Below are 18764 nucleotides of genomic sequence, written 5' to 3' on the forward strand. Positions count from 1 at the left end.
CAGCTACAACACAAGGAGAGGTACCATGATGTCGAAACTCCGTATCGGCCTGGCAGTTGCAATGGTCGGCGCATTGGCCGCGTGTCATTCGGGCGTGAAGCTCGATGAAGGCGCAAACAAGGGTGCGGTGAGCACGCAGCCCAACCCGACGGACGTGAAGCAAGTCAACATCGACCCGCTGAACGATCCGAACAGCCCGCTCGCCAAGCGCAGCATCTATTTCGACTTCGACAGCTATGCCGTGAAGGACGACTATCAGCCGCTGCTGCAACAACATTCGTCGTATCTGAAGAGCCATCCGGAGCGTCACGTCCTGATTCAGGGCAACACCGACGAACGCGGCACGAGCGAGTACAACCTCGCGCTCGGCCAGAAGCGCGCGGAAGCCGTGCGTCGCGCGATGTCGCTGATGGGCGTGGCCGATTCGCAGATGGAAGCCGTGAGCCTCGGCAAGGAAAAGCCGACGGCGACGGGTCACGACGAGTCGTCGTACGCGCAGAACCGCCGCGCGGATCTCGTGTACCAGCAGTAATCGAACTAACGTAACCAGTCACGGGTGAGTCGCCCTATGTTGTATCGCTTTCCCTTGCTGCGCGCTGCCGCAGCCGCGTGTGTAGTTGGTTCGGCAATGCTCGGCGTGCCCGCGCACGCCGGCGTCTTCGACGACAACGAAGCGCGCAAAGCCGTGCTCGATCTGCGCACCAAGACCGATGGCCTCACGAATCAGTTGCAGGCTGCGCAGCGCACGATCCTCGATCAGCAGAATCGCCTCGACCAGCTGAATCAGCAGCTCGCGACGGTTCGCGGCCAGAACGAGGACCTGGCGAACCAGGTGGCCACGCTGCAAAAGCAGCAGAAGGACTATTACGCCGATCTCGATACGCGCTTGAAGAAGTTCGAGCCGCAGCAGCAGACCATCGACGGCGTGACGGGTTCGGTGCAGCCCGGCGAGACGGAAGCGTTCAACGCAGCGTCGACCGAGTTCCGTAACGGTGATTACAAGAGTGCCGCGGCGTCGTTCAAGGCGTTCGTCGCGAAGTACCCGCAAAGCCCGTATCAGCCGACCGCGCAGTACTGGCTCGGCAACGCGTTGTATGCGCAGCGCGACTACAAGGGCTCGACCGCGATCTGGCAGAATCTGGTGAAGACGTACCCCACGCATCCGCGAGCACCCGAAGCGTTGCTCGCAATCGCGAATAACCAGATCGAACAGGGCCAGAAATCGGCTGCGAAGCAGACGCTCCAACAGATCATCTCGCAGTATTCGGGCACTGAAGTCGCGCAGACGGCGCAAAGCAAGATGTCGCAGGTGAAGTAAGCGGAGCTTTCGGGCTTCTCCGGTTCCGCGCCTCTCGTTGAAGAACGCTCGCGGGCACGCATGCCGCGGGCGTTTTTCTTGAGCGGGTTATGGCGATATACGGTTGACAGTATTCGAGATCGCCGCTTATAATTTCGCCTCTTTCGGGTCGTTAGCTCAGCTGGTAGAGCAGCGGACTTTTAATCCGTTGGTCGCAGGTTCGAATCCCGCACGGCCTACCAAAGATCAAGAAGGGCCTGCCGTCTCGGCAGGCCCTTTTTCTTTGCCTAATGCGGGCAAACAGCGCTTTGCCGGAAATCTACTGGAACGCGATCACGCGAGCCAAGCCGATTGACCTTGCTTTGAACCGCATCGGACATTCGTCGCGCAACGCGGCAACCACTGCCCTGTGGGAATGCGCCGCCGAGTCGGCGAACTCATTCACCGCACATTCCACACTCGCAGCAAGCCCAACAATGGAGCCGACACATCGAATCGGAAATCGACTGCGGCGCCAATATCGACAGCCTACCTCTCAGACTAGATATCGGCCACTTCCGACACCGGAAGGAAAGCAGTCCTCCGAAGTGATCGCAAGGCGCGAGGCATAACCGAACCGCCAACGTTGAGATCACCGCCGTCGGTCGATTGAATAAGGTCAGCCGCCATCAGAGAAGCGTTCAGCTTTCCTTTCGACGCCTCGGACCAAGAGTTGACTTCGCATGTCCGCACTTTTGGCGGCTGCTTTGGTATCGCGTCGGCGCAATCTCACTGCAAAGGGGCAATGTCCAATATCAAAGTCAAGGTAAGTCTTTGCTATATTGCTCGCCATACGATTCGAAAGAAAATAATCACAGGCGCTTCCGGTTATGCGTACCGCCGAATCGCCTCGCCAACTTTCGGAGTTGATATGCCCGAGGGAGTTGCGACACGGAATGTTCAAACGCCCCGCTCCGCACGATTGAATCGTTGGAGCCTTTGTTGGCTGGGCTTAATGCTTTGGTTTCTCTCCAACGCCATTCACGCAGGCGAGCCGTGGCGAGTCGTCATTCTTCCGGGCGCCGATCCTACGCAGCCAGCGGTAGCCATCCAAATCCGAGCGCTGCGTAGCGCGCTGACCGCTGCTGCACCGGATGGCGTCGAGTTCTACACCGATTCGCTCGATGAATTGCGATTCGACAGCAGCGACTTGACTCCACAGTTTCTCGCGCTCCTCAAGAAGAAGTATGAGAACAAACGAATCGATTTGGTTATTGGCATCGCCGACTTCGCGCTCGACTTCACCACGCGATACCACACGGACATCTGGCCCAAGGCATCCATTCTGATTACAAGTATCGACGAGAGCCGCGTCGCCCGAATACCTCCGGATTTTGCCTATATTGCCTGGCATTTCGACGCCGACAATACGATTGCACTGGCGGAAGCCATCCAGCCGCACGCGACGCAACTCGTCATCGTGGCGGGAAACAGCAATTTCGACGATTTCACCGCGCGGCTCGCCGAACAGGCGGCTCGCTCGCGCCGTTCCCGAAATTGGGACGTCAAGGTTTGGAGCGGACTGACACTGAACGAATTGCAAGGCCGGCTGAATGCACTCGACGCGTCCACCGCAGCGGTCGTCTACACGACGATGTATCGCGACCGTGAGGGTCGAACCTTCTTCCCATTCGAAGTCGTCGCTCCGATTGCGCGTGCGTCGCGTGCTCCGATCTACGGCTGGTATCCGACCTACCTCGATCAAGGCTTGATAGGCGGCGCGGTTATCAGCTACGAGGATAACGGACGTCGCGCCGGCGGTCTTGCCGCGTCTATTTTGCTGGGCAAAGTATCGGCTCATGGTGCGACCTTGCCCACGATGCGCTCTCGTTGCATCGTCGACCGAACTCAGTCCGACAGGTTGGCGATCCACTCCTCCCTGATCCCGGACGACTGCGAGCAAATCAACGTTCCTCCATCGCTCTGGAATCAGTATCGGGGCACCGTCCTCTTCGTGGCCGCCGTGGTGGGACTACAAGCTTTGACCATCGCCGCCCTGCTCTGGCAGCATCGCAAGCGAAGATTCGCGGAAGAAGCGGCAACGGTACGTGCCAACGAACTAGCCAGAGCCGCGCGCATTTCGTCTGCCGGTGAACTGAGCGCCTCGATTGCGCACGAAGTCGGTCAGCCGCTAGGCGCCATTCTTAGCAATGCCGATGCGGCCGGGTTGATCTTGGAGCATGGCGAGCCCGAAGTGCCCGAACTTCAGCAGATCCTCGCCGACGTGCGCCGCGATGCAGCGCGCGCAAGTCAGGTCGTACAGCGCTTGCGCGATTTGCTGCGAAAGCAGCCCGTCGAGTTCATCGAGCTCAACTTGAATTCGACCGTCGAGGAGACACTGACCTTGTTGGCCCCCGAGGCTCGGCGGCGCCGTATCGCAATCGAGTCGGAGCTCGCACCGGCTTGTCCTGACATCGTTGGCGACCGGATTCAGCTTCAGCAGGTCCTTCTCAATCTCTCAGTCAATGCGATGGACGCAATGCATGAGACGGAACACACAGAGCGCCTTCTCACGATACTGACGCGGCCCGGCGAACACGGCATCGAACTGACCGTCGCGGACCGCGGTCACGGCATCCCCGAAGCCATGCGATCGACGCTCTTCGACTCTTTCGCCACCACTAAGCCTCATGGCATGGGTCTTGGACTCTCGATTGCGCGGACCATCGTCGAGCTTCATGGCGGCACCATCGTAGCTCGCTCCAGAGAAGGGGGTGGCAGTGAATTCGTGGTATGGCTTCCCTCTGCATCGAGAAGCCGATTCCGCGCGCAGCACAAGCCAGATCGCAACGCGGCGCGCGAAACGTAACAAAGACAGCGTGGTCGAACGCGGACTTCAAGGCTCTGCAATGGTGAACCAGAAGTCGAATTTGTCGAAGTTTCCTAGCATGTCTTTGAATTTGGCCGAGTCTCCGTCGATCCTGACCTGACCGCTTTCAGCGAGGTTGCCGAGCTTGACCTTTCCGAGGGCGATGTCGTCAAGCGTCGTGCGATTCAACGTGACGGTGCCGTCCACCTTGTCGAGCTGCTTGTTCTTTCGGTAATTCATCACCCCATTCTTAAGCGTCAACACATACTGCTCTTTCGTGTCCGGGAAGTTCAGGTTGTAGACATATGACTTCGCGCCCGCTCTGGGTCCGTCGAGGTGAATGGCTAGGAAGTCGAGGAACATGTCGGTGGTCATACCGCGAATGATGTCTGGCGAACTCGTATTGGGCGTCGCCGCCTTTTGTACCCCGCCGCGCAACTCCTGCGCGCCCGAGAGATAAAAGTTGCGCGCCGGGCCTGACTCGGCCTGATAGCCGAGTTGCTCCAGCGCGTCCGCTTCGACGTTGCGCGCCTCACGGTTCTGAGGATCGGCAAAGACGACCTTGTTCGCGACGGTCGCAGCCCAGCGATAATCTCCTTGCTTGTAGGCGGCCTTCGCCGTATCGACCATCTTGGTGGCGCCGACCATCGCGACGTACTTCTTAGCCTCCTCTGCGGGCGGATACGGATTGAAGTTCGCCGGGTTGCCGTCCCAGAATCCGAGATAGAGTTGGTATGTCGCTCGGACGTTGTGCCTGAGATCACCGTAATAGCTTCGGTTGTAGAACTCCTTGGCGAGGCTGTCGGGTAGCTTGAACTGCTCGGCGATCTCGTTCATCGTCAGACCCTGGTTGGCCATGCGCAGCACCTGGTCGTTGATGTACTTGTACAGATCGCGCTGCTTCTCGAGATGCTCAACGACGCGCTGATTGCCCCACTGCGGCCAATGGTGGCTGCCGAACGACACCACGGCATCGCTGCCCCACATGTCGATGGTTTCATCCAGCGTGCTCGTCCATTTCTGTGCGCTGCGCACCTTTGCCCCGCGCAGCGTGAGAAGGTTATGCAGCGTGTGATTGGCGTCCTCCGCCAGGTCGATCGCCTTGAACTGCGGGAAGTAGAAGAGCATCTCCGCGGGCGCTTCGGTGCCGGGCGCCATCTGGAAAACAACGTCGATGCCGTCGATTGTCATCTTGTCGCCAGTCTTCCCGATGATCTTGTTAGGCGCGAAGAGCGTGATCGTGCCCGCCGCGGTCGTGAGTCCGAGACCGCCGCCGACTGTCCCTTCGGGGTTCTTCGGCAGCAGATTGCCGTACATGTATGACGCGCGCCGGCTCATCACATTGCCGGCGAAGACATTCTCGCTGACGGCTTCCTCCATGAACCCTTCGGGAGCGACGACCGGGATCTTGCCCGAGCGCGCGTCCGCCTCGTCGACAACCGCTCGAATGCCGGCGAAGTGATCGACGTGCGAATGCGTGAAGATTACGCCGGTCACGGGCAATCGCTCGACCTTGTCGTTGACCAGATCGAGCGCAGCCTTCGCGGTCTCGGTGGAAGTCAACGGATCGATGACCACCCAGCCCGTCTTTCCGCGAATAAAAGTCATGTTCGCGAGGTCGATGTTGCGCACCTGATAGATGCCATCGACCACCTTGAAGAGTCCGCGCGTGGACAGTAGCTCCGACTGTCGCCATAGGCTGGGATTCACGGTGGCCGGAGCCGGACCGTTCCCGTGCAGAAAGTCATACTGAGAAAGATCGATGACGGTGTTGCCAGCGGCGCCTTTTATCACGGCACTCGGCAGATCGGCGATGAACCCGCGACGCACGTCTTCGAAATCTTGCGTGTTCGAGAACGGCAGATAGTCTGCGACCGCCTGGTTGGCCTTGCGCGTGGCGTCGGTCGCGGGATTGGGCGCGGCGCTCGTCATGTTCCCTGTCGCGTCAAAAGCCATGATGGCGAGTGCGGCCAGCCAGCTGAGTTTCGTGGACATGTTCTACCCCTGTTGGAAAGAACGACGTTCAGAATCATTCACGTCAACGATGGTGTGCGCCATAGGGATATCGGGCAACGGCTGTTGCCCCCGGGGGCAATCGGTCCGCAGCCGAGGTTGGATTGCCCCCGAGGGCAATTGCATTGCCCGTCTTCCCAATATCACGGCTGGTCATCTGGTGAGACACTTGGAGACAAACCGTTCTTCGACGTCCGAGATGCGCCCATCAGACGAACAGCCGAATGGCACCGTGAGCACCGGATTCGAGCATCCTTCTCGAGCGTTGACGATGCAGCCTTTCGCCAACAGCGACGAATTGGTCCGATACGCTTCAAACGTACGGGCGCCGCTACGCGCGCATGTTCAAGCCCTGACTCCCACGGGCCCGGAAGGAGGCAAGCGTGCCAGAACTGGTTAGCCATCCGATTGTTTTTCTCGTGCTCACCTTGTTCGTCATGTCAGCCGCCGCCTACTTTGGCTCGCTATTGCGCCGAGCGCGACCGATGGCAGACGACATGCGCGAGCACTTCGGCGTTGTGCAGTCGGCGGCTCTCACCCTTCTTGCTCTGGTCATCGGTTTCAGCCTGTCCATGGCGGTGGGCCGCTACGATCAGCGCAAGAACCTCGAGGAAGAGGAAGCGAATGCTATCGGGACGGAGTTGCTGCGTGCGGAACTGTTACCGGCGGCGCAGGCTTCTGAGATCCGTACGCTTTTGCCGCAGTACGCCGCTCAGCGAATCAGCTTTTATCAGACCGGTGACGGCGATGAACTGCAGCAAATCAACACGGCGACGGCTCGCTTGCAATCCAGCCTTTGGACGGCCGCTCGCTCCGGTGCGAATGCGCAACCAGGCCCGCTCTCTGCACTCGCAATCGCTGGCATGAACGACGTCATCAATACGCAGGGTTATACACAGGCTGCCTGGTGGAACCATATTCCGACCTCTGCATGGGCGCTCATGCTCATCATCGGTTTCTTCTGCAACGTTCTGATCGGGTACGGAACGCGAAGCTCGAGACCGGGCAGACGCCTCCTCATGATCATGCCGTTGATTGTTTCGATCTCGTTCACGCTAATCGCGGATATTGATAGCCCGCGAAACGGGCTCATCCGCGTGAAACCGCAAAACCTCATGGCGACGGCCGCTGCAATGCCCCGCCAGTAGCGCGCGCCGAGCGACGCACGGCTTGGCTCAAAGTTGTGATATCTGTGTGAGGGCGAGAAGACGCAACCGCTAACGCCCGTACGCCGAAGGCGCGATCTCCGTGCTACGCACAGGGCGACAAACCGAGGACGCGAGACTTGATCGATCATGCCAAAGCAGTCGTCCACATCGTGGATGACGACGAATCCATGCGCACCGCCTTGTCACGGCTCTTGAAGAACGCTGGATACTCAGTTCAGGCCTATGCGAGCGCCGGCGATTTCCTCGTGGCAGAAACGAATTCGCTCCCGGGCTGCCTACTCTTGGACCTGGAACTTCCCGGTCCTAGCGGCCTGGAACTGCAGCACGCGCTGCAACGCAGGGAGCACCCGATTCCGATCGTTTTCATCAGCGCCTATCGGGACATTCCAAAGACAGTTCTTGCGATAAAAGCGGGCGCCAGCGACTTCCTACTGAAGCCTATCGATTCACAGGCCTTACTCGCAGCCATCGAAAGCGCGCTCGCCGCCACTGATCGCACTGCCGTGGAGCATGCATCACCGTTGACAAGCAAAGTGGAGCTCAGCGAGCGCGAGCACTTCGTGCTGTGCGGCATCATCGCGGGCAAATTGAACAAGCAGATTGCCGCCGAGCTCTATTTAGGCGAACGAACGATCAAGTCGTGTCGAGCAGAACTGATGCGTAAGTTCGAGGCGCATTCACTTGCAGAACTGATTCGTCGGGCGGAACCACTCACCCGCGCGTCGAATGTACAGGCGGACAAGCGTTGCCCGCAAGGGCAATCGCGTTGCCCCTCGTCCCGATAGGCAGCTTGCTCTTGCGGCACCACACTGGGATACCTCCCTGTGGCTGGCCATGAGCGATACGAAAAAAACGATCGTCATTGTCGAAGACGATGACGGCATGAGGCGTGCGCTACAACGCCTGCTAAGACTGGCGGGGTACGACGCGCTTGCTTACGAAAGTGCTGAAGCATATAGCGCCGCAGGCGGTATAGAGAGCGCCTGGTGTCTCGTCCTGGACGTCCAGCTTCCCGGAGTTTCGGGCCCCACCTTGTACGCACGACTCGTCGAACCGCGCCCTCCAGCCATCTTCATCACGTCGCACGACAACGAGACGACGCGCCTCGCGGTGGCGAACGCGGGCGGCCTGCATTGTCTGGTCAAGCCCTTCGCGGGCACCGACTTGCTAAGAATATTAGCGGCGTTAGACACGCAGTGACCGGAACGAAATCTCTCGCTTCGATCACCCGCGACTTCGCAATCGCAGAGCCATACGCGGCGCGCCGTACGTCGAACGAGTGATGATGGATGCAGAAATGCCAAGCAATGCTCGCTAACGCCGCTTGACGCTACACCGCGCTCACCCCGCCATCCACGGCCAGCACCTGCCCGGTTATGTGCTTGCCGGCATCGCTCGCAAAGAGAACAGCCGCGCCCTTCAGGTCTTCGTCGTCGCCGAGACGGTGAAGCGGAATGCGCTCGCACATGCGCTCGACGCCCATCCGGTCGAGCGAGCCCTGCGTCATCTTCGACGGAAAGAAGCCGGGCGCGAGCGCGTTCACCGTGATGCCGTGCTTGCCCCACTCGCCCGCGAGCGTCCGCGTGAAATTCACGACCGCGCCTTTCGACGTGTTGTACGCGATCGTCTCCATCGTGCCGGGCGCGTTGCCCGCAAGCCCCGCAATCGACGCCACGTTGATGACGCGTCCATAGCGGCGCGGAATCATCGACAGCTTGCCGAGGCGCTGCGTCAGCAGAAAGAGCCCGCGGACGTTCAGACTCATCACCTTGTCCCACGCCGCGATCGGATAGTCCTCGGCGGGCGCGCCCCATGTCGCGCCCGCGTTGTTCACCAGAATGTCGACGCGGTCGAGCGCGGCGACCGCTTCATCGGCGAGGCGGGCGATGTCGTCCTCGCGCGCGCCGTCCGCCGCGATCCACCGCGCATCGACGCCGCGCGTGCGCAGATGCTTCGCGGCGGCATCGAGTTCATCCGGCTTGCGTGCGGACAGCACGATGCGCGCGCCCTGTTCGCCCAATGCCTCGGCAATCTGCAGGCCGAGGCCGCGTGAGCCGCCCGTGACGAGCGCGGTCTTGTCTCTCAGGTCGATGAGTTGTTGTACGGTGCGCACTCGCTCTCCTAGAACCACGCGTTCTGCATGTCGAGCGTCGTGCGATCCAGCGACACCAGCAGATCGAACTGCGGGCCGACGCGTGGCAGTTCCCATTTGAAGAAGTAATCGGCGGCCGCGAGCTTGCCGCGATAGAACGCCGCGTCTTCATCATTGCCGGCGGCCGCGAGCCCCAAGCGCGCCGCAAGCGCCTGTTCGAGCCAGATCCACGCAACGGCCACATGCCCGAACGCCTCCATGTACAGCGACGCGTTCGCGAGCGTGACCGACGGATCGCCCGCCGCCCACAACATGCGCGTGACGTACATGAGGCGCGTCACCGATTCGTCGAACGTGGAAGCGTGCTTGACGAGCGCTGCATCGCCCGTGGCGGACGCGCGCGCCGCGCTCGCATGCATGCGGTCCACGAGCAGCCGCAGCGCCGCGCCGTCCTTCATCGTCACCTTGCGGCCCAGCAGATCGAGCGCCTGAATGCCGTGCGTGCCTTCGTGAATCGCGTTGAGACGGTTGTCGCGATAGAACTGCTCGACGTTGTACTCGCGCGTGTAGCCGTAGCCGCCGTGCACCTGAATCGCGAGATTGTTCGCTTCGAGACACCATTGCGACGGCCAGCTTTTCGCAATCGGCGTCAGGATGTCGAGCAAGAGGGTCAGGCGTTCGTGTTTCTGCGCATCGTCGGCGGCTTCGGCGGCGCGCGCTTCGTCCACGAGCTTTGCGCAGTACAGATTCAGCGCGAGGCCGCCCTCCGCGTAGCTCTTCTGCGCGAGCAGCATGCGGCGCACGTCCGCGTGCTCGACGAGCTTCACTTGCGGGCTCGCCGGGTCCTTGCCCGCGCGTCCCGTGGGGCGTCCTTGCGGGCGATTGCGCGCATAGTCGAGCGCATGAAGATAGCCCGTATAGCCGAGCGCCGCCGCGCCGAGCCCGACGCCGATGCGCGCCTCGTTCATCATGTGGAACATGCAGGCGAGCCCCTGCCCCGCCTCGCCGACGAGATAGCCCACCGCGCCCGCCTTGCCCAGCGGCCGATGCCGCACGCCTTCGCCGAAATTCAGCAGGCAGTTGGTCACGCCGCGATAGCCCATCTTGTGATTGAGCCCGGCGAGCACGACGTCGTTATGTTCGCCGAGCGAGCCGTCTTCTTCGACCAGATATTTGGGCACGATGAAAAGCGAAATGCCCTTCACGCCGGGAATCAGCTTGCCGTCCGGACCGGGAATCTTCGCGAGCACCAGATGGACGATGTTCTCGGACAGTTCATGCTCGCCGCCCGAAATCCACATCTTGTTGCCGCGCAGCCGATACTGCGCCCCGAACGCCGATTCGCCCTCGTACTCGGCGCGCGTCGTGATATCCGACAACGACGAGCCCGCCTGCGGCTCGGACAAACACATCGTGCCGAAGTAGCGCCCTTCCATTTCCGGCCGCACGAAGGCGTCGATCTGCTTCTGCGTGCCGTGCGCGAGCAGCAGGTTCGCGTTGCCGATGGTCAGAAACGGAAACGCCGCCGTGCCGATATTCGCGGCGACGAAGTACGCGAAGCCCGCCTTCTCGACGACCACCGGCAACTGCATGCCGCCCAGATCGAAGTCCTGTCCGGCAGCCATCAACCCGGCATCGCTGAACGCCGTGAGCGCCGTCTTCACTTCGGGAATGACATGCACGCGCTCGCCATCGAAATGCGGCTCCTGCTGATCGCTTTTCTTGCTATGCGTGGCGAAGAGATCAGTGGCGATCTTCTCGCACGTATCGAGCGCGGCGTCGAACGTTTCGCGCGAATGGTCGGCGTAGCGCGGGTTGTCGGTGAGCGCCTGGACCTTCAGCCATTCGTACAGAAGAAAGTTCAGATCGCGCCGGGAAAGGATCAACGACATGTCTCTCGTCCTTGTCAAAGCACTTCGAAAAGGCCGGCCGCGCCTTGTCCGCCGCCGATGCACATCGTCACGACGACGTGCTTCACGCCGCGGCGTTTGCCTTCGATCAGCGCGTGTCCGACGAGCCGCGCGCCCGACACGCCGAACGGATGCCCCACCGCGATCGCGCCGCCGTTCACGTTGAGCCGCTCCATCGGAATGCCGAGCGTATCGGCGCAGTACAAGACCTGCACGGCGAAAGCCTCATTCAGCTCCCACAAGCCGATATCGTCAACCGTCAGCCCCGCTTTCTTCAATAGCTTCGGCACCGCGAACACCGGTCCGATGCCCATTTCGTCCGGCTCGCAGCCCGCCACCGCGAAGCCGCGAAACACGCCGAGCGGCGCAATGCCCTTCGATGCTGCGACGCGGGCATCCATCACGACGCACGCGGACGCGCCATCCGAAAACTGCGACGCGTTGCCCGCCGATATGACGCCGCCCGGCAGCGCGCTGCGAATCTTCGCGACGCCTTCCAGCGTCGTGTCAGCGCGAATGCCTTCGTCGGCGGCGATGGTCACTTCGCGGCTCACGATATCGCCGGTCGCGCGATCGACGACGCCCGCCGTGACGGTCATCGGCACGATCTCGGCGTCGAAGCGGCCCGCCTCGCGCGCCGCCGCCGCGCGCTGCTGGCTGCGCACGCCGTACTCGTCCTGCCGCTCGCGCGAGATGCCGTAGCGTTGCGCGACCTGTTCCGCCGTCTGCAACATGCTCCAGTAGATCTCAGGCTTGTTCGCGGCGAGCCACGGGTCGTTCGCGTACTCCATGTTCATCTGGCGCTGCGTCCACGAGATGCTTTCCACGCCGCCTGCCGCGTAAATCTCGCCTTCGCCCGTCATCACGCGCTGCGCGGCCATCGCGATGCTTTGCAGCCCGGACGAGCAGAAGCGGTTGATGGTCGCGCCCGGCACGGTCACCGGACAGCCCGCACGCAACGCGATCTGACGCCCGATGTTGCCGCCCGTCGCGCCTTCGGGGTTTGCGCAGCCCATCAGCACGTCTTCCACTTCGCCGGCCTCGATGCCCGCCCGCGCGATAGCGTGCCGGACCGCGTGCGCGCCGAGCGTCGCGCCGTGCGTCATGTTGAACGCGCCCTTCCAGCTTTTGGCCAGCGCGGTGCGCGCCGTCGATACGATCACTGCCTCGTTCATGTCTCGGTCCTCAGTCGTTGAAGCTCGCGCCGGCATCGGCGAGGCGCTGCAAGAGCGGCGCGACGGTCCACGCGTGGCCCTGGTAGCCCTTGGCGTAGCGGCGGATGGCCTGCGCCACCGCGTAGAGACCGATCTCGTCCGCGTACTGCATCGGGCCGCCGCGAAACTTCGGAAAGCCGTAGCCGTGCAGATAGACCATGTCGATATCGGATGCCTTCGACGCGATGCCTTCCTGCAAGATCAGCGCGCCTTCGTTGACGAGCGCGAACACGAGCCGCTCGACGATTTCCTCGTCGCTGATCTTGCGGCGCGCGATGCCGAGGTCCTTCGAATGTTGCACGATCATCTCGTCGACGACCGCGCTCGGATACGCCCTGCGATCGCCCGGCTTGTAGTCGTACCAGCCCGCCTGCGCTTTCTGACCGAAGCGACCCATCTCGCACAGCAGATCGCCCGTTTTCGAGTAGTTAAACTCGGGTTGCTCGACGGCGCGGCGCTTGCGGATCGCCCAGCTGATGTCGTTGCCCGCCATGTCGATCATGCGGAACGGGCCCATTGCGAAGCCGAAGCGTTCGATCGCGCGGTCCACCTGCTGCGGCAGCGCGCCTTCGTCGAGCAGAAAGCCGGCTTGACGGCTGTACTGCTCGATCATGCGGTTGCCGATGAAACCGTCGCATACGCCCGACACCACAGCGACCTTGCCGATCTTTTTCGAGAGCTGCATCACGGTGGCGAGCACGTCTTTCGCGGTCCGCGCGCCGCGCACCACTTCCAGCAGCTTCATCACGTTCGCGGGGCTGAAGAAGTGCATGCCGATCACGTCTTGCGGGCGCCTCGTGAAAGACGCGATGGCGTCGATATCGAGCGTCGACGTATTCGATGCGAGGATCGCGCCGCGTTTCGCCACTTCGTCGAGCCGCTGGAACACGCTCTTCTTGACCGCCAGGTCTTCGAACACGGCTTCGATCACGAGATCGGCGTCGCGAATGTCCTCGTACGAGAGCGTGGTCGCAAGCCTTGCCATGCGCGCGTCCACTTCGTCTTGCGTGAGCTTGCCCTTCTTCGCGGTGTTGTCGTAGTTGCGGCGGATCGCGCCGACGCCTCGCGCGAGCGCGTCCGCTTTCATTTCGAGCAGCGTGACCGGCACGCCCGCGTTGAGGAAGTTCATCGCGATGCCGCCGCCCATCGTGCCCGCGCCGATCACGGCGACTTTCGCGATGGCGCGCGTCGGCGTATCGGCGGGCACGTCGGGGATGCGGCTCGCCGCGCGTTCGCCGAGGAAAGCGTGACGCAGCGCGCGAGACTCGGGCGTGTTCATCAACGCCATGAAGCCGTCGCGCTCGGTCTTCAGGCCTTCATCGAATGGCTTCAGTGAGGCGGCGACGGCATCCACGCACGCCAGCGGCGCCGGATACGGCCCCGCGCTCGCCGCGACCGTGCTGCGCGCAAAGCCGACATACGCTTCGGCGTGCGCGTGCTGCACTCTTGCGTCGCGCAGCTTGGGATGCGAACCGCCACGCTCGGCGACATCGCGCGCGAATGTCACGGCGGCCGCGACGACATCATCGGCGACGATCTCGTTGAAGAGGCCCGTGCCCGCGAACTGTTCGGCGAGCATGGTCTTGCCGGACACGATCATGTTGAGCGCTGCTTCGAGGCCGATCGCGCGCGGCAGGCGCTGCGTGCCGCCCGCGCCCGGCAACAGACCGAGGTTGACTTCGGGCAGCGCGATCTTCGCTTGCCGCGTGGCGAGCCGGTAGTGGCAGCCGAGCGCGAGTTCGAGCCCGCCGCCCATCGCGACCGAGTGAATCGCGGCGACGACCGGCTTCGCCGATCGCTCGATAGTGTCGATGACCGTCGCGAGGCTCGGCTCCTGAAACGCTTTCGGCGTGCCGAACTCGCGGATATCCGCGCCGCCCGAGAACGCCTTCCCCGCTCCCGTGATGACGATTGCCCTGACCGCTGCGTCGTCGAGCGCGCGGCTCATGCCGTTCATGATACCGGTCCGGGTTGCATGACCCAGACCGTTGACCGGAGGATGGTCGAGCGTGATGACGGCCACGCCGTCATGGACCTGGTACATCGCTGTCATGCTGATTCCTTCAAAGTGAACAGGGTGTCATGCGGCGCGGCGCCGGGTCTCGCGCCCGGTTGACTGTGTTGCGGTCTTCTCGCGCGGATCGTGTTGGCTGCTTTATGCGGCTGCGCCTATCTCGCCGACGAGTTCGGGCACCGTCGCGAACAGATCGCCGACGAGGCCGTAGTCCGCCACGCTGAAGATCGGCGCTTCGGCATCCTTGTTGATCGCGACGATCACCTTGCTGTCCTTCATGCCGGCCAAGTGCTGAATCGCGCCGGAAATGCCGACCGCCACGTACAACTGCGGCGCGACGATCTTGCCCGTTTGGCCGACTTGATAGTCGTTCGGCACATAGCCCGCGTCGACCGCTGCGCGCGATGCACCCAGCGCCGCGCCGAGCTTGTCCGCGAGCGGCTCCAGCACTTGCGTGTAGTTCTCGCCGCTGCCGAGTCCGCGCCCGCCCGACACAATGATGTTCGCGCTCGTCAGTTCCGGGCGGTCCAGCTTCGTCACTTCGCGGTTCACGAACTGCGAGACGCCCGCATCGGCCGCTGCTTCGATCTTCTCGACCGATGCGCTGCCGCCTTCCGCCGCGACCGGATCGAAGCCCGTCGCGCGCACCGTGATGACCTTGATCGGATCAGCCGATTGCACCGTCGCGATCGCGTTGCCCGCGTAGATCGGACGCTCGAACGTATCGGCGCTCACGACAGCGGTGATCTCGCTGATCTGCGCGACATCGAGATGCGCGGCGATACGCGGCGCGATATTCTTGCCATAGGCCGTCGCGGGCGCGACGATGTGCGAATAATCCTTCGCGATGTTCAGCACCGTGCCTTCGACGTTTTCCGCGAGTCCTTCCGCGAGTTGGGGCGCATCGGCCAGCAGCACTTTCAAAACGCCCGCGATCTTCGCCGCTTGTTCCGCCGCGCCCTGCGCGTTCGAACCCGCAACGAGAATGTGAATATCGCCGCCGAGCTTGGCCGCTGCCGCGACCGTGTTCAACGTCGCCGCCTTGATCGACGCGTTGTCGTGTTCTGCAATTACCAGAGTCGTCACGTTAGATCACCTTCGCTTCGGTTTTCAGTTTCTCGACCAGCGTCTTGACGTCCGGCACCGTCACGCCGGCGCTGCGCTTCGGCGGCTCGGTGACTTTCAGCGTCTTCAGACGCGGCGCGACATCGACGCCAAGATCCGCAGGCGTGACCGTCGTCAGCGGCTTCTTCTTCGCCTTCATGATGTTGGGCAGCGTCACGTAGCGCGGCTCATTCAGGCGCAGGTCGGTCGTGACGACCGCGGGCAGCTTGAGCGACAGCGTTTCCGCGCCGCCATCGACTTCACGCGAGACAGTCGCGCGCCCATCGGCGATCACGACTTTCGATGCAAACGTCGCCTGCGGCAGCCCCGCCAGTGCTGCAAGCATCTGACCGGTCTGGTTCGAATCGTCGTCGATCGCCTGCTTGCCGAGAATCACGAGTTCCGGCTTTTCCTGATCGACCAGCGCTTTCAGCAGCTTCGCGACCGCCAGCGGCTGCAATTCCTCGGCGGTTTCAACGAGAATCGCCCGATCCGCGCCGATGGCCAGCGCGGTGCGCAGCGTTTCCTGACACTGCGTGACACCGCACGACACCGCGATCACCTCGGTTGCGACGCCCGCTTCCTTCAGACGCACCGCCTCTTCCACGGCGATTTCATCGAACGGGTTCATCGACATCTTCACGTTGGCAATGTCGACGCCCGTGTGGTCGGACTTAACGCCGACCTTTACGTTGGCATCGGTCACTCTCTTGACTGCGATCAGAACCTTCACGTACCCCTCCTTTTGCGATGCTGCGAAACCATCGCGCCTCAACGCGTGCCGCAGTCGATATCGACCACCGTCGCGTTCATATATGCGTTCTGCACCAGATGAACGACGAGCGCGGCGAACTCCTGCGCGCGGCCCATCCGTCGCGGAAACAGCATCTTTTCGATGAGACCGTCCGACACCTTCTGCGGCATGCCCGCCGACATGCCCGATTCGAACAGCCCGGGCGACACCGCGAGCACGCGGATGCCGTGTTCCGCGAGATCGCGCGCTACGGGAATCGTCATACCGATCACGCCCGCCTTGCTCGCGCTGTACGCGGCCTGCCCCATCTGACCGCCCTTCGCCGCGCCCGACGCCGTGTTGATGATGACGCCGCGCTCGCCCGTGTCTTCGGGTTCGTTGTTCGTCATGGCGAGCGCCGCGTGGCGCAGCACGTTGAACGTGCCGGTGAGATTGACCGACAGCACGCGGTTCCATAGTTCGCTCGGGAAAAGCTGGCCTTTCGAAATGGTCTTGCACGGGCCGAGCACGCCCGCGCAGTTCACCGCGATGTGCACGCGCCCGTGCAGTCCCACGACCGCCGCGATGGCCCGCTGAACGCTCGCTTCGTCGGCGACATCGACCGCGAACGAGGAGATAGACGGACCGAGCGCCCCACGCAGCTTGTCGGCGTCGAGATCGAAGCCGACGACTGTCGCGCCCGCTGCGGCGAGCGCCTTGCACGTCGCGAGACCGAGGCCCGAGGCCGCGCCCGTGACGATGGCCACCTTGTTTTCCAGTTTCATGCGTGTTTCCTGATTGGCGTCCGATAGATCAGAAACGGTGAGACAAGCCCACGCCGACGAGCGTCTGCGATGTCTCGCGCTTCGTCACCGAAACGCCCGGCCAGCTCATCGTCGCGGTGCCGTGGTTCTTCATATAGCCCGCGCGGGCGTAGACCGTGGTGCGCTTCGACAGGCTGTGATCCGCGCCGAGCTCGAACGCCAGCGTGTTGTTGTCCGCGCCGCGCACCTTGCGCTGGACGGCGGCGAACTCGATGACGTCCGCATCCGTTGCCTGGATCGTCATGCCGGCTTCGGCGATGCTGTTCGAATTGGCCGCGTTCAGGCGTGCTGCGAGCGAGCCTGCCGGTGCGCTCTGCGGCCGCGAGTAGATGTAGTTGAACTGCAGGTTGACGATACCGAAGCGATACGCGAGCGCGCCCGTGTAGTGGTCGGTCGACATCATGGCGAGAGGTCCCGGCAGTCCTGGCAACGTTCTCGCGCCCTGATGCTCGTTCTGATAAGCGATGCCTGCATAGAAGCCGTATCCGGTGTACATGGCGGCGACGTCCAGCGTGTTGCCGAGCGTCGTCGGCACCGGATACGACGAGGTGGCCGCGAGCGCGTACATCGCGTACAGCTGGAAGCCGTTCAGATTCGGCGACTTATACAGCACCGAATTGCTGAGACGGCCGGGGCCGGCCTGAGTCGCGAGCGTGTTGCGGTCAGTGGCGATGGCCGCTGCCGAAAGCGGCGACAAGACCTCGTTGCCCCTGAACGGATCGCCGTAATACAGCACCCAGAAAGTGGGCTGGTATTGACGGCCGAACGACAGCGTGCCGTATCGCTCGTGCGTCAGCCCGAGCCACGCCTGCCGGTAGAACAAGGCGGTAGGATCAACGAAGAACCCGCCGTTGTTGGTCGTGTATCCGCTCTCGAGGTCGAAGACCGCGCGCAAGCCGCCACCCAGGTCTTCGGTTCCCTTGAAGCCGATCTGCGAACCGGCCAGCCCGCCGCTGCGCTCCATGATCGAAGATGTGCCGCCGTTGTTGAGATACTGACCGAATACATCGACCACGCCGTACAGCGTGACGCTCGATTGCGCCGCCGCGCTACCGGCCGCAGCGGCCGCTGCCATTGCCAAAATCGTCTGTCTGATGAAGCGCACGCCTGTCTCCTTTTTTTGTGGCGCATCCGGCCAGGTGCGGTTACAACACTCCCGATTGCTCACTCTCCGTTGGACGCGGGCCAGCGCCGTCCGCGTCGCAAACGTGGACGCTCTGCGTCGTCCATCGTTAATTAGGTATGCTTATCTAAATGCTCACTTCTGTCGCGTGGCTTGAAGGACGCACTACGCGCTTTCGACCGCGACTTCGCGGCTCATGCTCTCCCGCACCGGCGCGTCCGCCAACGAGGTGCTTCGCGGCGATGCTTAGGTATGTGCATGAACTGCGATCGAAACGTGTGTCGGTATCGCGTCTATCCTCCGATGCCCGGTACGCCCGTATGCGGGGTACATGGCGAAGGATATGCGGTATCCCGATTCGCGCCGCCCCCTCGTTAAAGGGGGGATGCCGCGGAGCGCGAGCCCGGTCAGCTAGTGCGATGC

The 18764-nt window shown here is 62.4% G+C and carries 15 protein-coding genes and 1 tRNA gene; 7 read left to right on the forward strand and 9 right to left on the reverse strand.

Features of this window, described 5'->3' with window-relative positions:
- Window positions 1-25: 25 nt before the first annotated feature.
- The 4 genes from pal to JYK05_RS10605 all read left to right on the forward strand — a co-directional run bounded on the left by pal (window position 26) and on the right by JYK05_RS10605 (window position 4145).
- Complete coding sequence (gene pal, locus JYK05_RS10590; protein WP_175944948.1) at window positions 26-532, forward strand: peptidoglycan-associated lipoprotein Pal; 507 nt, start codon at window positions 26-28, stop codon at window positions 530-532.
- A gap of 36 nt (window positions 533-568) precedes the next feature.
- A complete protein-coding gene (gene ybgF, locus JYK05_RS10595; protein ID WP_206468279.1) occupies window positions 569-1318 on the forward strand; it encodes a tol-pal system protein YbgF in 750 nt (249 codons plus the stop codon).
- A 145-nt stretch (window positions 1319-1463) separates the two neighbouring features.
- Window positions 1464-1539: transfer RNA gene (locus JYK05_RS10600), tRNA-Lys, on the forward strand.
- 542 nt (window positions 1540-2081) lie between these two features.
- Window positions 2082-4145 (forward strand): sensor histidine kinase, encoded by a 2064-nt coding sequence (locus tag JYK05_RS10605; RefSeq protein ID WP_206466927.1) that lies wholly within the window; start codon window positions 2082-2084, stop codon window positions 4143-4145.
- A 27-nt stretch (window positions 4146-4172) separates the two neighbouring features.
- On the opposite strand, the gene JYK05_RS10610 is transcribed toward JYK05_RS10605, so the two are convergent.
- Window positions 4173-6140, reverse strand: a complete 1968-nt coding sequence (locus JYK05_RS10610; RefSeq protein WP_206466929.1) for an alkyl/aryl-sulfatase — start codon at window positions 6138-6140, stop codon at window positions 4173-4175.
- Between the two features lie 401 nt (window positions 6141-6541).
- Here JYK05_RS10610 and JYK05_RS10615 point away from each other — a divergent pair, with 401 nt between their 5' ends.
- The 3 genes from JYK05_RS10615 (at window position 6542) to JYK05_RS10625 (ending at window position 8527) form a co-directional block, all read left to right on the forward strand.
- Window positions 6542-7306, forward strand: a complete 765-nt coding sequence (locus JYK05_RS10615; RefSeq protein WP_206466931.1) for a hypothetical protein — start codon at window positions 6542-6544, stop codon at window positions 7304-7306.
- Window positions 7307-7443: 137 nt separating this feature from the next.
- Complete coding sequence (locus tag JYK05_RS10620; RefSeq protein ID WP_206466933.1) at window positions 7444-8112, forward strand: response regulator transcription factor; 669 nt, start codon at window positions 7444-7446, stop codon at window positions 8110-8112.
- A 49-nt stretch (window positions 8113-8161) separates the two neighbouring features.
- Window positions 8162-8527, forward strand: a complete 366-nt coding sequence (locus tag JYK05_RS10625; protein ID WP_206466935.1) for a response regulator — start codon at window positions 8162-8164, stop codon at window positions 8525-8527.
- A gap of 130 nt (window positions 8528-8657) precedes the next feature.
- Here JYK05_RS10625 and JYK05_RS10630 read toward each other — a convergent pair whose 3' ends face one another.
- The 8 genes from JYK05_RS10630 to JYK05_RS10665 form a co-directional block, all read right to left on the reverse strand.
- Entirely contained in the window at window positions 8658-9440 is a 783-nt protein-coding gene (locus tag JYK05_RS10630; RefSeq protein WP_206466937.1) for an SDR family oxidoreductase, read from the reverse strand.
- A gap of 8 nt (window positions 9441-9448) precedes the next feature.
- Window positions 9449-11311 carry an acyl-CoA dehydrogenase gene (locus tag JYK05_RS10635; RefSeq protein ID WP_206466939.1) on the reverse strand — a complete coding sequence of 621 codons (1863 nt, stop codon included), beginning with the start codon at window positions 11309-11311 and terminating at the stop codon, window positions 9449-9451.
- A gap of 14 nt (window positions 11312-11325) precedes the next feature.
- Entirely contained in the window at window positions 11326-12504 is a 1179-nt protein-coding gene (locus JYK05_RS10640; protein ID WP_206466941.1) for an acetyl-CoA C-acyltransferase, read from the reverse strand.
- 10 nt (window positions 12505-12514) lie between these two features.
- Entirely contained in the window at window positions 12515-14596 is a 2082-nt protein-coding gene (locus tag JYK05_RS10645) for a 3-hydroxyacyl-CoA dehydrogenase NAD-binding domain-containing protein (RefSeq protein ID WP_206466943.1), read from the reverse strand.
- A 102-nt stretch (window positions 14597-14698) separates the two neighbouring features.
- Window positions 14699-15643 (reverse strand): electron transfer flavoprotein subunit alpha/FixB family protein, encoded by a 945-nt coding sequence (locus JYK05_RS10650; RefSeq protein ID WP_206466945.1) that lies wholly within the window; start codon window positions 15641-15643, stop codon window positions 14699-14701.
- A 1-nt stretch (window position 15644) separates the two neighbouring features.
- Window positions 15645-16394, reverse strand: coding sequence for an electron transfer flavoprotein subunit beta/FixA family protein (locus JYK05_RS10655; protein ID WP_206466946.1), 750 nt, complete (start codon window positions 16392-16394; stop codon window positions 15645-15647).
- A 38-nt stretch (window positions 16395-16432) separates the two neighbouring features.
- On the reverse strand, window positions 16433-17179 hold the full coding sequence (locus JYK05_RS10660; protein WP_206466948.1) for an SDR family NAD(P)-dependent oxidoreductase: 747 nt from the start codon (window positions 17177-17179) through the stop codon (window positions 16433-16435).
- A 28-nt stretch (window positions 17180-17207) separates the two neighbouring features.
- The gene (locus JYK05_RS10665; protein WP_371826380.1) at window positions 17208-18323 is read right to left on the reverse strand and encodes a porin; all 1116 of its coding nucleotides are present in this window, start codon (window positions 18321-18323) and stop codon (window positions 17208-17210) included.
- Window positions 18324-18764: the final 441 nt, after the last annotated feature.

It is taken from the genome of Caballeronia sp. M1242 (assembly GCF_017220215.1).
GTDB lineage: Bacteria > Pseudomonadota > Gammaproteobacteria > Burkholderiales > Burkholderiaceae > Caballeronia.